The 13,558-nt window shown below is 43.5% G+C and carries 16 protein-coding genes; 12 read left to right on the forward strand and 4 right to left on the reverse strand.

Annotation, left to right across the window (positions count from 1 at the left end; all coding sequences use genetic code 11):
- Nucleotides 1-152: 152 nt before the first annotated feature.
- Nucleotides 153-512, reverse strand: a complete 360-nt coding sequence (locus tag ACHZBG_RS01315) for a carboxymuconolactone decarboxylase family protein (RefSeq protein ID WP_320127632.1) — start codon at nucleotides 510-512, stop codon at nucleotides 153-155.
- A gap of 364 nt (nucleotides 513-876) precedes the next feature.
- On the opposite strand from ACHZBG_RS01315, the gene ACHZBG_RS01320 reads away from it, so the two are divergent.
- The 9 genes from ACHZBG_RS01320 (at nucleotide 877) to ACHZBG_RS01360 (ending at nucleotide 7,941) form a co-directional block, all read left to right on the forward strand.
- Complete coding sequence (locus ACHZBG_RS01320) at nucleotides 877-1,323, forward strand: PTS sugar transporter subunit IIA (RefSeq protein ID WP_320127633.1); 447 nt, start codon at nucleotides 877-879, stop codon at nucleotides 1,321-1,323.
- A gap of 11 nt (nucleotides 1,324-1,334) precedes the next feature.
- Nucleotides 1,335-2,972 (forward strand): cation:proton antiporter, encoded by a 1,638-nt coding sequence (locus tag ACHZBG_RS01325; RefSeq protein WP_320127634.1) that lies wholly within the window; start codon nucleotides 1,335-1,337, stop codon nucleotides 2,970-2,972.
- Between the two features lie 282 nt (nucleotides 2,973-3,254).
- A complete protein-coding gene (gene folE, locus ACHZBG_RS01330; protein ID WP_320127635.1) occupies nucleotides 3,255-3,863 on the forward strand; it encodes a GTP cyclohydrolase I FolE in 609 nt (202 codons plus the stop codon).
- Nucleotides 3,850-4,329, forward strand: a complete 480-nt coding sequence (locus ACHZBG_RS01335) for an HD domain-containing protein (RefSeq protein ID WP_320127636.1) — start codon at nucleotides 3,850-3,852, stop codon at nucleotides 4,327-4,329. The genes folE and ACHZBG_RS01335 overlap by 14 nt, the downstream gene beginning before the upstream one ends.
- 46 nt (nucleotides 4,330-4,375) lie before the next feature.
- Nucleotides 4,376-5,194 (forward strand): dihydropteroate synthase, encoded by an 819-nt coding sequence (gene folP, locus ACHZBG_RS01340; protein ID WP_320127637.1) that lies wholly within the window; start codon nucleotides 4,376-4,378, stop codon nucleotides 5,192-5,194.
- 5 nt (nucleotides 5,195-5,199) lie between these two features.
- Nucleotides 5,200-5,577, forward strand: a complete 378-nt coding sequence (gene folB, locus ACHZBG_RS01345; RefSeq protein ID WP_320127638.1) for a dihydroneopterin aldolase — start codon at nucleotides 5,200-5,202, stop codon at nucleotides 5,575-5,577.
- Complete coding sequence (folK, locus tag ACHZBG_RS01350; RefSeq protein WP_320127639.1) at nucleotides 5,567-6,037, forward strand: 2-amino-4-hydroxy-6-hydroxymethyldihydropteridine diphosphokinase; 471 nt, start codon at nucleotides 5,567-5,569, stop codon at nucleotides 6,035-6,037. The genes folB and folK overlap by 11 nt, the downstream gene beginning before the upstream one ends.
- A 174-nt stretch (nucleotides 6,038-6,211) precedes the next feature.
- A complete protein-coding gene (locus tag ACHZBG_RS01355) occupies nucleotides 6,212-6,928 on the forward strand; it encodes an ABC transporter ATP-binding protein (protein WP_320127640.1) in 717 nt (238 codons plus the stop codon).
- Nucleotides 6,925-7,941 (forward strand): ABC transporter permease, encoded by a 1,017-nt coding sequence (locus tag ACHZBG_RS01360; RefSeq protein ID WP_320127641.1) that lies wholly within the window; start codon nucleotides 6,925-6,927, stop codon nucleotides 7,939-7,941. Before ACHZBG_RS01355 ends, ACHZBG_RS01360 begins: the two co-directional genes overlap by 4 nt.
- Nucleotides 7,942-7,950: 9 nt before the next feature.
- Here the strand turns inward: ACHZBG_RS01360 and ACHZBG_RS01365 are convergent, their stop codons facing one another.
- A complete protein-coding gene (locus ACHZBG_RS01365; RefSeq protein WP_320127642.1) occupies nucleotides 7,951-8,835 on the reverse strand; it encodes a LysR family transcriptional regulator in 885 nt (294 codons plus the stop codon).
- Nucleotides 8,836-8,947: 112 nt separating this feature from the next.
- Between ACHZBG_RS01365 and ACHZBG_RS01370 the strand changes: the two genes are divergently transcribed.
- Together ACHZBG_RS01370 and ACHZBG_RS01375 are read left to right on the forward strand one after the other, a co-directional pair.
- Nucleotides 8,948-9,529, forward strand: a complete 582-nt coding sequence (locus tag ACHZBG_RS01370; protein ID WP_320127643.1) for a chromate transporter — start codon at nucleotides 8,948-8,950, stop codon at nucleotides 9,527-9,529.
- Nucleotides 9,519-10,073: a chromate transporter gene (locus ACHZBG_RS01375; protein WP_320127644.1), complete on the forward strand. Its 555-nt coding sequence runs from the start codon at nucleotides 9,519-9,521 to the stop codon at nucleotides 10,071-10,073. The genes ACHZBG_RS01370 and ACHZBG_RS01375 overlap by 11 nt, the downstream gene beginning before the upstream one ends.
- Before the next feature lie 16 nt (nucleotides 10,074-10,089).
- Here the strand turns inward: ACHZBG_RS01375 and ACHZBG_RS01380 are convergent, their stop codons facing one another.
- Entirely contained in the window at nucleotides 10,090-10,542 is a 453-nt protein-coding gene (locus tag ACHZBG_RS01380; protein ID WP_320127645.1) for a GNAT family N-acetyltransferase, read from the reverse strand.
- A gap of 207 nt (nucleotides 10,543-10,749) precedes the next feature.
- On the opposite strand from ACHZBG_RS01380, the gene ACHZBG_RS01385 reads away from it, so the two are divergent.
- Nucleotides 10,750-11,964 carry an MFS transporter gene (locus tag ACHZBG_RS01385; protein WP_320127646.1) on the forward strand — a complete coding sequence of 405 codons (1,215 nt, stop codon included), beginning with the start codon at nucleotides 10,750-10,752 and terminating at the stop codon, nucleotides 11,962-11,964.
- A 120-nt stretch (nucleotides 11,965-12,084) separates the two neighbouring features.
- On the opposite strand, the gene ACHZBG_RS01390 is transcribed toward ACHZBG_RS01385, so the two are convergent.
- Nucleotides 12,085-13,119 carry a hypothetical protein gene (locus ACHZBG_RS01390; RefSeq protein WP_320127647.1) on the reverse strand — a complete coding sequence of 345 codons (1,035 nt, stop codon included), beginning with the start codon at nucleotides 13,117-13,119 and terminating at the stop codon, nucleotides 12,085-12,087.
- Between the last annotated feature and the right edge of the window lie 439 nt (nucleotides 13,120-13,558).

The raw sequence follows: 13,558 nt of genomic DNA on the forward strand, positions 1-13,558 counted from the left end.
AAAATACATAAAAAATGGATGCACTGACATGGCACTATCAATGGATTCTATTATCCGGAACTGAATAACAGGTAGCCTAATCTGCAATCAGGCTGCCTATAACGCTCCAGATAGCAGATCACTATCCATTGGTATTCTTCATAACCTAAATCCTAGGCAAAATCTTTCTCAAATTCATCAATGCTCTTCTTGAGCAGGGTTACGCTATATGCCATGGAAGGTCCACCGCCAAAAGCCACGCTAACCATTGCAGCTTGAAGGATCTCATCGCGTTTTGCACCAGCTTCAAGAGCTTTGTAGGTATGATATACAATACAATAGAGACAACGATTGTAAGTCGCGATACCGATGCTAATCAACTCTTTCGTCTTTACATCCAAGGCCCCCTCGGTATAGGTTGTTCCCAACAGTCCCATAAAACTCTCGACAGAATCCTTGGTAGCGTCCATCTTGCTGAACTCATCCAAACCATTCACAAAATCATTCAACATCTCTCTTGGATCTTCTTGCATTTTTCATACCTCCGGTAAAAAACTTCGCACGTTACATACATAACAAGTTACGTTAACACCCTCAATTTATATTCACAATATACAGAACAGATGATATGTATGGTTATTGCTATTTTTTTATCAATTAAAATTTATCGAATTATTATTTCTACTTTTTAACAAAAAAATACCTATTTTTTATATCATTTAGTAAATTAAATGATTATATAGGAATATATTTATGTGCTTTTAGATAATAACAGCCCAAATTAAATCACCACGGCTGATCCACTACTGGTTCCAAAAATGAACATTCTGCAAGTAAAAACGAGTAATCAGAATCTTTTTCTTGAGTGAACACCTAAACAGTGGTATCACAAAAGGTATGAAATTAAAAACTATTCTCTCTCCTTCCCTTGTTTCGATGCATTTGAAGGGAAACACAAAAGAAGAAATCATCAGGGAACTTCTAGGTATCCTGGAAAAAAACGGAAAGATTTCCGATACAGAGACAGTACTTTCTGAAATAATGGTTCGCGAACAGGAAATGTCCACGGGGATACAATATGGAGTGGCAATTCCCCATGTAAAGACCCGTTCGGTGAAAAGTCTTGTTGCCTGCATTGGGCTCAAACCAGAAGGAGTCGATTTCCAGTCACTCGACGGGGAACCCAGCAATCTCTTCATAATGACCATTTCTCCTATCGATCGTGTCGGCCCCCATGTACAGTTCCTTGCAGAGATCAGCAAAGTAATAAAAACAGCTGATACACGCAAGCGATTGCTCAACGCAAAAACACCAGAAGAAGTCTTGGCAGAGTTCGGGGTCTAGGAGAAACTATAATGACAGAAGAAATGATGCGGTTGGTGATGCAATTGGGAATAATCTTGATTGCATCCAAATTCATGGGTTGGTTTTTTTCGAAAAAACTAAAACAGTCAAAGGTACTTGGGGAATTGATCGCCGGAATGATCATCGGACCATTCATGCTCGGTGCAATTCCACTGGGACAAACCTTTGGCCCTATGTTCCCTATGGTCTCAGGACCTATTCCAGTTTCGGTGGAATTGTATGGCTTTGCAACGATTGGTTCCATCTTCCTCTTGTTTGGGTCCGGGTTGGAAACCGACTTACCTACCTTCATCAAATTTTCTGGAAAAGCTTCCATCGTTGGTTTCGGTGGAGTAATCGTTTCCTTCTTCCTAGGAGCAGGAATTACAGTCTTGCTGGTACCGGGAATCCATTCGATCATGGAACCGGAACCTTTGTTTCTCGGGACAATCTGTACGGCGACTTCTATAGGAATAACCGCCAGGATATTGAACGAGAAAAAGAAGATATCCACTCCGGAAGGAGTAACCATCCTTGCCGCAGCGGTGCTTGATGATGTGATCAGTATCATTCTGCTATCCATTATCGTAGGTATTGCGACGGTGGAAAAGAACGGGGGAACCATTGCCTGGACCACCATTGGACTGGTAGCTGGAAAAGCAATTGGCTTCTGGTTGTTGTGCATGGTTGTTGGCATAATTATTGCTCCCCATATCACACGTAGCATGAAACGATTCAATTCTCTGGAACTTATCGCTGAGGTCACCTTTGGTTTGGCTCTTCTCTTGGCGGGACTTTCTGAGATGGTAGGACTGGCCATGATCATAGGAGCCTATATCATGGGACTCTCTCTTTCGCAAACTGACGTGTCCTTTGAAATTTCCGAGCGTATCAACGCAGTCGGCGATTACTTTGTATCGATGTTCTTCGCAGTAATGGGAATGATGGTCAATTTTTCCATGATCAAACCCGTTCTCGGATTTGGCCTGATATTCGCCATTGTCGCCTTTATCGGAAAACTTGTCGGTTGCGGATTGCCAGCTCTTTTTGCCGGTTTCAATATACGTGGGGCATTTCGTATCGGGGCAGGTATGTTGCCACGGGGAGAAGTCACCCTCATCGTAGCAGGAATAGGTCTGGCCTCAGGGGCAATCGGGGAAGACATGTTTGGTGTTGCTGTCGTAACCATGTTCCTGGCTTCCATTGCAGCGCCTCCACTGGTAGTCTTTGCTTTCAAGGGTGGAGCCTCAGGCTACAAGAAATCACTTGCCAAACCTGATGATGAAGATATCATAACCATTGAGCTGGAATTCCCTTCCGAACGTGCCGCAGATTTCATTCGCCGTTCAATCGCCGAAGGATTCAGATCTGAGGGATTCTTTATAAAGCGTCTGGAAGGAACTGTACGTGCCTGGCAGATTCGTAACGAGAATATGATCTTTACCATGAAACTCATCAATACCAAGCTGGAAACCAATTGCAAGAAAGAGGATGAGGATTTCATTCGGCTGATGCTTTCTGAATCGTTGGTTGATTTCCATGGTTTCATCGATGGGATAAAGAGCATGGAAAGTCCTGACATGATGGGTGCCCACTTGTTGATCGACATGTTTGCCAAAGAAGATGCAAAGCAGAATATAAAATATTGACCAAGCCTTGGTTCTCCCGAATATTCAGGGAGCCCCCAGATGGAAAGAATCCCTTCCCCCCACCAAGGAGGAAGGGATTTTTTATTACAAAAACTTTGTTTTATATGCTGAAAACCAACGGAAGAAGGCTTTCTTCGCCTTGAATACCTTATTGGGAGGATATCACCCCCTTGACGAATAAGGCTCAAACGATAAGATGAGACAAAGAATTATCCCAAAGAAGCCTTGTGGCCTTTTACCACATCCCATTACTGCAGAAGTTTCCAAGGGAGGGAGATTGGAATGGCAATTGATTCGGCAAAGATAGAGGAACATATCAAAGGTATTTTACTTGCCTTGGGAGAAAACCCTGAGAGGGAAGGTCTTTTGGATACCCCCAAGCGTGTTGCACATATGTACGAGGAGCTATTTGAAGGTATTGCCTATTCAAATGAAGAGATTGCACATATGTTTGACAAAACGTTTGAAGATGATCTCTATTTACCACAAAATAACAATGAGATCGTCATGATGCGTGATATTTCATTTTTCAGCCACTGCGAACATCATATGTCACTCATGTATAACATGAAGGCAACGGTAGCTTATATCCCCAACAAGAAAGTCCTGGGATTGAGCAAGATTGCAAGAATTGTGGATATGGTAAGCAAGCGATTGCAATTGCAAGAACGAATCGGTTCCGATATTGCCCAAGTGATGCAAAAAGTAACCGATTCAGAAGATATTGCAGTCATTATTGAGGGACAACATGCTTGCATCACCACCAGAGGTATCAAAAATACCAATTCAGTCACCCTGACAACTACCTTGAGAGGAAAATTCAATACTGACCAAAGTTTCATGAACAAACTCATGATTATGTATGGCAAGGAATTGCATGAAAATCACTGAGAGCATCCTTGCCCATCCTCTTTTTAGGGGTTCCTTGGAAAGAAATGGTGAAGATGAGAAAGACAGGGTATATTGCCACCATGACTTCCAGCATTGCCTGGATGTTGCCAGGGTAGCCTATTGCATGATCCTGGAAAAAAACTTGCCCCTTGAAAAGGACATTATATATGCAACTGCCCTGTTGCACGACCTGGGAAAGTGGAAACAATACGAATCAGGACTTGACCATGCACTACAAGGAGCCAACCTTGCAGGGATCATTCTTGGTGACATTGGGGTGGAAGAGAAAATCTCTCTGGAAATACAGGATGCCATCAGGACCCATCGGGACAGAGAGAGCAAGAAGTCCCTTTTAGGTGAAATACTGTATGCAAGTGACAAGGCTTGCAGGCCTTGCCTCTTTTGCAAGAGCCTGGAAGACTGCAAACGTTTTGCCGAAGGCAGAAAGCCTTTACTTCAATACTGACATTTTCTATCGTATTGCCATAGAATATGTCCTAAAGGATAAGGAAATGAAAAACAGTATAACCATGGCCGGAAAAACGTGGGAATGGGGAAGCAAAACCTTTATCATGGGGATTTTGAATGTAACTCCTGATTCTTTTTCGGACGGTGGTCGCTTTTCCGATATCGAAGCTGCGCTTGCCCAGGCAACTCGCATGAAAGATGAGGGAGCCGATATCATCGATATTGGTGGGGAATCCACTCGCCCGGGAGCAAATGATATCGTAACAGCAGATGAAGAGCTCAGACGGATACTTCCTGTCATCCAACGACTGTCAAAAGATATTGAGATACCTATTTCAGTCGACACCTACAAGGCCAAGACTGCACGACTTGCAATCGAGGCAGGTGCGCATATGATCAATGATATATGGGGACTCAAGAAAGATCCTGAAATGGCAGAAGTAGTGGCATCCTTGAAAGTTCCCGTATGCATCATGCATAACCGAGAGACCACCGTATATACCAATCTTATGAAGGACATACTCCTTGATCTGGAACAGAGTCTTGAGATTGCCGCCCGAGCCGGGGTGAAAGAGGAGCAGATAATTCTGGATCCAGGCATTGGCTTCGCAAAGACCTGGGAGCAAAACCTGTTGGTGATGAAAAATCTCGAAATGCTCAAAAAGCTGGGCTTTCCCATTCTCTTGGGAGCTTCGAGAAAAAGCTTCATAGGCAAAACCCTGGGACTGGAAGTTCAGGACCGTCTGGAGGGAACCTTGGCCGTTACATCCATAGGCATAACCAAGAAAGTCGATATCGTGCGAGTACACGATGTGCTGGAAAATGTACGGGTAGCGAGAATGACTGATAAAATAGTAAGGTAGATACAATGGATACAATACAAATTCAAGATTTACAGGTCTATGCCCACCATGGAGTGGCAGAAGAAGAAAAAAACCTTGGCCAGATGTTCACAATCTGTCTGGAAATCGGGGTTGACCTCGACCAAGCAGCCAAGACTGATGACCTTACCAAGACGCTCAGCTATGCAGAGGTATGCAATGAAGTGGAAAAGGTATTGCAAAAAAAACCTTATAATCTCATTGAGGCTGCTGCTCTTCATACCATTGAGCATCTATTTCATACGTTCCCTTGCATCGAGCAATTGAAAGTCGTATTGAAGAAACCCTGGGCCCCTATGGGCCATCATCTTACCTATGCTGCCGTTGAACTATATCGCAGTCGAGGGGATAGGGATGCTTGGTAACGAAGTGCTTGCATATATTGCCTTGGGTTCAAACCTAGGGAACAAGAAAGAAAATCTGGATAAGGCAATAGCAGAACTGGGCAAGACAGAGGGTATCAAAGTCACCGCTGTATCCTCTTTTCTGGAAACTGCACCCGTAGGATACACGGACCAACCCAATTTTCTCAATGGAGTGGTGGGAGTCCAAACGACACTCACTCCGTATCAACTCCTGAAACGGTGCAATGAAATAGAACAAACATTGAAGAGGGTCAGGCTCATCCATTGGGGTCCCAGAACCATCGATCTGGATATCCTGTTGTATGGCAATCTCATCCAACAGGAAGAGAAGTTGACCATTCCCCACCCCCGGATGCTTGAACGTGAGTTTGTCATGCAACCCCTCTGTGAAATTGCCCCCTTATTCATACATCCCCAATGCAACAAGACCATTGAAGAGTTGTACAGAAAAGATTCATAATAAGTATGTAGACTATTCCTTATTCGGAATCTTTAATAAGGATAATGAAATAAATAAGAAAATTAACTGCTTGGTCATCCCTGTTGACACGATGTAGGGAGAATTTCATAGTGATTCGGTATCAATGATTATTGTCATATAAATAGACTCATTACTTCGGAGGCTTCAAGAAAAATGCCAATAGAAATGCAAGATGTCTCAAAGTCCTTTGCAGGTCAACAGATACTTAAAGGTATTTCCTTGACCATTGAGGACCGGGAATTATTTGGGATCATCGGTCCCTCGGGTGCAGGCAAAACTACCTTGATTCGATTGCTCATGGGAGCCATAGCTTCTGATAGCGGTTCAATTTCAATATATGGGAAGCGTATCCCCGACCTATCCGTCCTCAATGAAATAGGTTATATGCCCCAGAATGATGCTTTGTACCTGGATCTTTCAGGATATGAAAACCTTGTGTTCTTCGGCTCCATGTACGGGATGAAAAAAAAGGTACTGAAGGAACATATCGAGGAAGTCTTGCATTTGGTCGAATTGGAACAAGACCTCCACAAGAGCGTCGCCCTCTATTCAGGAGGTATGAAAAAACGTCTCTCATTGGCGATTTCCCTTTTGCATTCACCGCGTCTCTTGATTCTGGATGAACCTACCGTAGGAATAGATCCCCTACTTAGAAAAAAAATCTGGGATCGCTTCAAACAACTGCAACAAGAAGGCAAAACCATTATCATAACCACCCATGCCATGGATGAAGCGGATCGATGCGATAAGCTTTGTCTTTTGCATGAGGGAACAATCTTGGCTTGCGGTACTGTGGCAACCCTTCATCACGATTCTCCGGATCATACGATTGAAGGACTATTTCTGAATGAGGAGAATGGTGCATCATGAAAACATTTGGAATCGTACGACGTATAGTCAAGGAAATTCTCGGCGATAAACGAACCATTGCACTTATCCTTATCGGCCCCCTCTTTTTGTTCACCCTCCTTTTTCTGTTGCTTGGGGATTCTGATTTCAAACCCAATATAGGGGTGAATGGCATGCCAAAACGCCTTGTCGAGGCTATCGAGACCCAGGGAGCTACCGTAACCCCAGTAGAAATCTCTGAGGGAAAGGTGCTGCTGCAACAAGGAACCATTGATGCCTTCCTTTATAAACAAGACAAGACAACCATGCTCGCCTTTGACATGAATGACACGATAAAAACTAGCTTGATCAGCAAGGATATCCAAAATGGATTGAAACAAGTCCTTCCCTTTGGCTCAATTGATATCGAGTTCCTTCACGGCAACAAAGATGCCAACCTATTTGACAATCTGGCTTATATAATGCTTGGCATCGTCTCCTTCTTCCTCATTTTCATTCTTGCGGGCATTTCCTTTGTCCGTGAAAATACAGGACAGACCATGGAACGACTTTTGATGTCACCCATCAAACGGTGGCAGGTAATACTTGGCTATACCTTGGGGTTTGGTGTTTTCGCCATCTTGCAAAGTATTGTATTGCTGGCGTATTGCATTATTGTTTTGCATATGGGCATAGCAGGTTCAGCTCTTTCCGTCGGTTTTATCATGGTATTGCTGGCTCTCAGTGCAGTATGTATAGGAGCTTTCTTTTCCATTTTTTCAAATAATGAATTCCAGATGATGCAATTCATCCCCATCATTGTCATCCCCCAGATATTTTTCTCAGGAATCATTCCATTGGACACGATTCCCTTGCATCTTGGACTGTTGTCCAAGATCATGCCGGTCTATTATGCTTGCGATGCCTTGAAGGCCCTTATGCTGCAAGGTGCTTCCCTACAATCCGTAATAGGGGATATCGGAGCCCTCTTGGTGTGCATCGGGTTGTTTTTCTTTTTGAATATCATTGCCTTGAAAAAATACCGTACCCTCTGATATTCTTGCCTATTTTGCCTCTTTTCCGAATTTTTGGCATAGATCAATGAAATTCCGGGCACCTTCCGTCAAGTATTTATTTTTATGGTGGATAATTGAATAGGTACGTGCAAACAAGGCATCGGAAAGAGGGACCTGGACAATCCTTCGATTTTTTGCAAGCCGGATTAGACTTTGGGGAAGAATGGCAATCCCCAGGTTTTCCTCCACAGCTGCAAGAATCGCTTCATAGCTTACGCTTTCCCATACATGGTTGCATTCCAGTCCCTGAGCCTTGAAGGTTGAATCTATCAGTTTTCTTCCTGCACTGGTACTTTCCCGAAGAATGAGCTGTTCACTGGTAAGCTGAGCCAGACTCACCTGGTCCTGGTTGGCAAAAGTATGATCAGAAGATACAAACAGGGTCAAATGATCCTGGTAGAACGGCAATACTGACAAAAAATCATTATGTACCGGGGTTTCAATGATACCGACATCCAGTTTGTTTTCCACGACCAATCTGGCAATAGTCGTGCTATCCATGACTCGTATATCCAGATTTGTTTCCGGATGGTTTTCTTTAAATTGTCCAAGCAATGAGGGAAGAAGAAAAATCGCAATCGTGATACTTGCCCCAATGCCAAGTTGTCTGGTGTGTCCATAATCCTTGACCTGGGTCTCCAGGCTAAGGAAGGCATCATCAATACTACGTGCGTAGGTCAAGAAATTCTTTCCTTGCTCAGTCAGTTCCAGTCGTCTGGATATCCGATCAAACAGCTTGATGCCATAATGCTCCTCCAACTCCTTGAGGGCAAGACTTACCGAGGGTTGCGAGATATGAAGAGCTTCCGCGGCCTTGACTGTACTACCCTGGTCGCATACCGTATTGAATATCCTTATATGACGCAAGGTCATTGGCAATCCCTCCATATATATGATTATTAGTATATTATCTATTTATATATTGTATTTTACATATATTAAAGATTTCTGTATAGTTGTTTAAGGACGAGGAGGTCCAGAGGCGATGACTACCAAAAAATATTTCCAGCTGTTTTGGAAGATGTTGACCCTCAGTGCGTTTACCTTTGGGGGCGGCTATGTAATCGTCTCAATGATGAAGCAGGAATTTGTCGATCGCCTTGGATGGATAGAGGATGATGAAATGCTCAATCTGATAGCCATTGCCCAATCTTCACCAGGAGCTGTGGCAGTCAATGGATCCATGCTTGTCGGGTATAGGATCGGGGGCTTCAAGGGAGCCGTCATTTCGGTGTTGGGTACGATTCTCCCGCCGTTCATCATCCTTTCGGTTATTTCTGTCTTCTATACGCAGTTCCGTTCAAATCGCTATATAAATGCGTTTCTGACAGGCATGCAACCTGCAATTGCCGCAATTATCGTGGATGTGGTGCTGAGTCTCGGATGGAATATCATCAAAGAAAAAAAGATAACCTTCATTCTGGTAATGATACTTGCTTTCCTTGCCACTTACTGGGGGAATGTAAACCTACTGCTTATTTTGCTGGCAAGCGGAGTGGTAGGAGGGATTTATTCCTTGGTTTCCAGTAAAAAGACAAGTAAGGAGGGACATACCGATGCTCTTTGACTTATTCATCAGCTTCCTGAAAATTGGGGCTTTGAGCTTCGGAGGGGGGTATGCCGCCCTTCCCCTCATACAAAACCAAGTAGTAACGATACATCATTGGCTTACCTTGACGCAGTTTACCGATTTGATTTCCATTTCGGCGATGACCCCTGGACCCATAGCTGTCAATAGTGCAACTTTTGTAGGTATCAAGCTGGCAGGGACTGTCGGGGCTCTGGTAGCTACGGCGGGGTCCTTGCTTCCTTCCTGTTTTTTCGTTGCCATCTTGGGATTCCTGTATAGCAGATACAAGCATCTGCAGTTATTGCAGGATGTACTAGCAGGGTTGCGGCCCGCCGTAATTGCCATGATTGCCTCAGCAGGAGTGACGCTCACCATCCTTGCCCTGAAAGGGAAAGATGGAAGCTCCATCAATTACTGGGCCATCCTCATTTTTGCCTTGTCCTTGCTCTTTTTGCGATGGAAAAAAACAAATTCAATTCTTGTTCTTCTGTTGGCGGGAATACTTGGGGGAGGCCTCTACCTTGCTTTGGGAATCCTATAACAAGCGGATAATGCCATCAGGTTATTTTTATGAATCCCATCTCGACATCGGCAATGACTTTGTTCCGATACACCAAATCAGGACGTTCCATAAAGCCCAGATGTGTCCAGAAAGCATTCCCTCCTTCATTGTCTCCAAAGACAACAAAGGCAACCTTTCCGATTCCTTCTTGATGCAAGGCTTCCAGGCTATGTCGTACCAATTCCCTTGCTATGCCTTGTTTTCGGCACGTTTGTGCCACGGCAAGATGATAGATATACCCTCGCCTCCCGTCATGTCCACAAAGAATACAGCCCACCATGGATTTGTCAATTCGTGCGACAAAAGAGGTTGAGGGATTCCTCAGTATATAGCGCCCAAGCCCTTCTTTGGAGTCATCAAATGCATTGAGCCCCATCCCTGGAGTCTGAAGCCACAATGCATGAACCTCTTCATAATCTTCAAGGGTCATAACCTCATACAGCACCATACGCTTTCAGCCTCCTTTTCTTTTCAAAACCAAGACAGAAATTTTTATAAAAATTTTCATATCTTACTGTTTTTTATACAAAACAGACTTGACGCTATACGCAAGCATTTTTATGATAGCAAAACAACTTTTTTCTAAGTTCGTTTATGTATTCTATCAATAAACTGAATCGAAAGACAACCAATTATTTTGGTAAGGGTTTTCTCCATGAAGAATCCACTCTCGGCGTATAAAGGTCTGAACAGAAGTATTTATCTGATGGCGCTGGTTACGTTCATCAATTGTCTTGCAGAATTCATCGGTCCTTTCTTTTCATTATATCTTACGGTCCGTCTTGGATATGACATGAAAACAGCTGGCCTAATGGTCTCTTTGCTGATAGTCTGTCATATTCCGGGGGCTTTGTTAGGTGGAAAGCTCTGTGACAAGATCGGAAGAAAAACGATTATTGTCTGCAGCCAGACACTCATGGGAGTTTCTTTCATACTTTGTGGCTTTTTCCTTGATGCCCCCTACGCTCCCCTGTTTGTTTTCCTGGGAAGTTTCTTCGATGGGATCACCGACCCTGCCAGAAGGGCTCTGGAAGTAGATGTAACAAAGCCAGAGCAACGACAGGCTGCCTTCAGCCTCATCTACCAAGCCCTGAACATGGGTTTTGCCATAGGTCCAATGCTTGCGGGATTTTTGTTCTATAAATATCCTGCATGGTTGTTTTTCGGCAATGGAATCGTCGAAGTCCTGTCAGTACTGCTCATCGTGTTTTTCGTTCCGGAATCAAAACCCTCGGAAAAAGAATTGCAAGATAGCCAATGGGAAAAGACTGCAGAGAAAGCCGTGGAGGGCAACATATTCACGGCACTGAAACAACGTCCCCAGTTGCTGTGGCTTGCCCTGATAGCCTTCTTTGTCAGTTTTGCCTATAAGCAAATAACCTTTACCTTGCCTTTACAGACAACGACCTTGTTTGGAGAAAGTGGTTCCGCTTTTTATGGGACAATTCTTTCTGTCAATGCCCTGATCGTAATCTTTCTCAACCCGATCGTACTGTCGTTCAGCCAGCATATCGATGCACGCAGGAACATATTGATCGGATGCCTTCTCTACGCGGTGGCTTTTCTGTTATTCGGCTTTTCCAAGTTGCCTTGGCAGTTTTTCGTATTGACAGCAGTATATACCATTGGCGAGATTCTCTTTTCAAACAACTTCAAGACGTATCAGAACAACAATACGCCGATCAATTTCAGGGGAAGGTTTAATACCGTGCTCCCGATTTCCAAGACAATAGGAGCCACCCTTGCTCCTCTTATGGGAGGAGTCATTCTTTCCGTATTCCCGTTCTCTGCCTTATGGACCATTTCCAGCCTGTCGGTTCTCATGGGAATAGGTATTCTGGTATGCAAGGTTTCTGACAAACCATATTGAGAAGAATGGCCCAAAAAAGCGGTGCAAATCCTAAGCCACCCCGGTAAATCCCTGGAGTGGCTTAGGACGCTGGGACTATGCAAGCCAATATTACGAATTGATCCAACGAAATGCAATCCGTTATTTAACGGGAACAATCGTACGGAGGTCAAGAGCCTGTTGCCAGCCTGGAGCGGCCTCTACGACAGAAGGAATGGCACTGATTGTAGGAGCAGTACTGGTAACATAGCCCTCCCCCTGTGGAATCATCCCTTTCAGCTCAACATCCAGATTGGTAAGACCTTCCAGGTGAATCGTACTATTGATCACAGGATCGGCTACAATTGTATGACAAATCCTATGGACATAGTGTAAAGAAACTTTCTCCTCACCTTTTGCATACCCTACCATATTGAACCTATGTGCGTAGATAGTACCCTTCTTGACCGTAGTGACATCCATTGGCAAATCTTGGGGAGCAGCAAATACTTCATGGGTTCCCTTGAAATCATCAAGGTCGAAACCAAGACGTTCTGCTATTTCATAAACGCCGACTTTATAATAATTAAGGATGTAATTAGCCAGAATATCTGAATTGAATGTATCGGGATCCTTGCCATAACCAAAATAACTCAGCCAACCTGAAGTATTATGCTGGTCATCTTCACCACTGTTCATGACAAGCTTATCGACACGTTCGACTATTCCGGAGAGAATCACCGGAATATAACTTCCAAAAGCTCCCGGAAGCAATCCATACGGAGTATAGGTTACTCCATTTTTCCTGGCGCAATTATCAAGGGTGGCAAAAATCTCAGGATGCAACTCTTTATAATAGTTGATAGGAACCGTGGTGATGACGTTTTTCTTGGCATTCAAAGCCTTGCAAAAACTATCGACAGCAGGTTTTGCATCAATATTGCCTTGGGCATCGATACCTGTAGGCAGATAGGCAAGAACTACATCAGCTTCCTTAGCCAATACCTCATCAACTTTATCGCTAACGATTACACCTGTCTTGGAAAAACCGAATATTTCGCCGGCATCCTTTCCGATTTTTTTTGGGTCAACGTCTATTGCACCCACCAGGCACAAAGATTGCTTCTCCAAAATCATTCGTACTGCAACACGTGCAACACTTCCAAGTCCCCAGATAATCACTTTATACTGTTTCATTAAAACATTCTCCTTTGAAATAGGGCCAGTTGACAATATTAGGGTTAGTCCTATTATTTGAGGTTTAGAAGTCAATTGGATAAAGAAATGCGTGCAATAAGTAGTATACATGTGTATATATACATATGTATAAATATGTATACCTACGGGATTTACCTTCAGATAATGGCATTGAATGCAATAATGAACGCTACAAGAGGCCTGCCACTGCTTTTCAGAAATTAAAAAACACTGATAGTATAATCTATTTGAACAAGCGCATATCCTTTTCCTTTTTTATATAAATCATATTATCGAGGACAAACCCCTTACCCATTGTTTTGGTACCTCTGACTTCATCACGATGGCTCGATTTTTAAAAGCCATAACAAACATGATAACTTTTCAAAGATTCCGAAAACTCTCTTGTATTCATTTTGCAAGCTATTTCTATCCAGAA

Origin of the sequence: uncultured Sphaerochaeta sp. (genome assembly GCF_963676625.2) — a bacterium.
Classification (GTDB): domain Bacteria; phylum Spirochaetota; class Spirochaetia; order Sphaerochaetales; family Sphaerochaetaceae; genus Sphaerochaeta.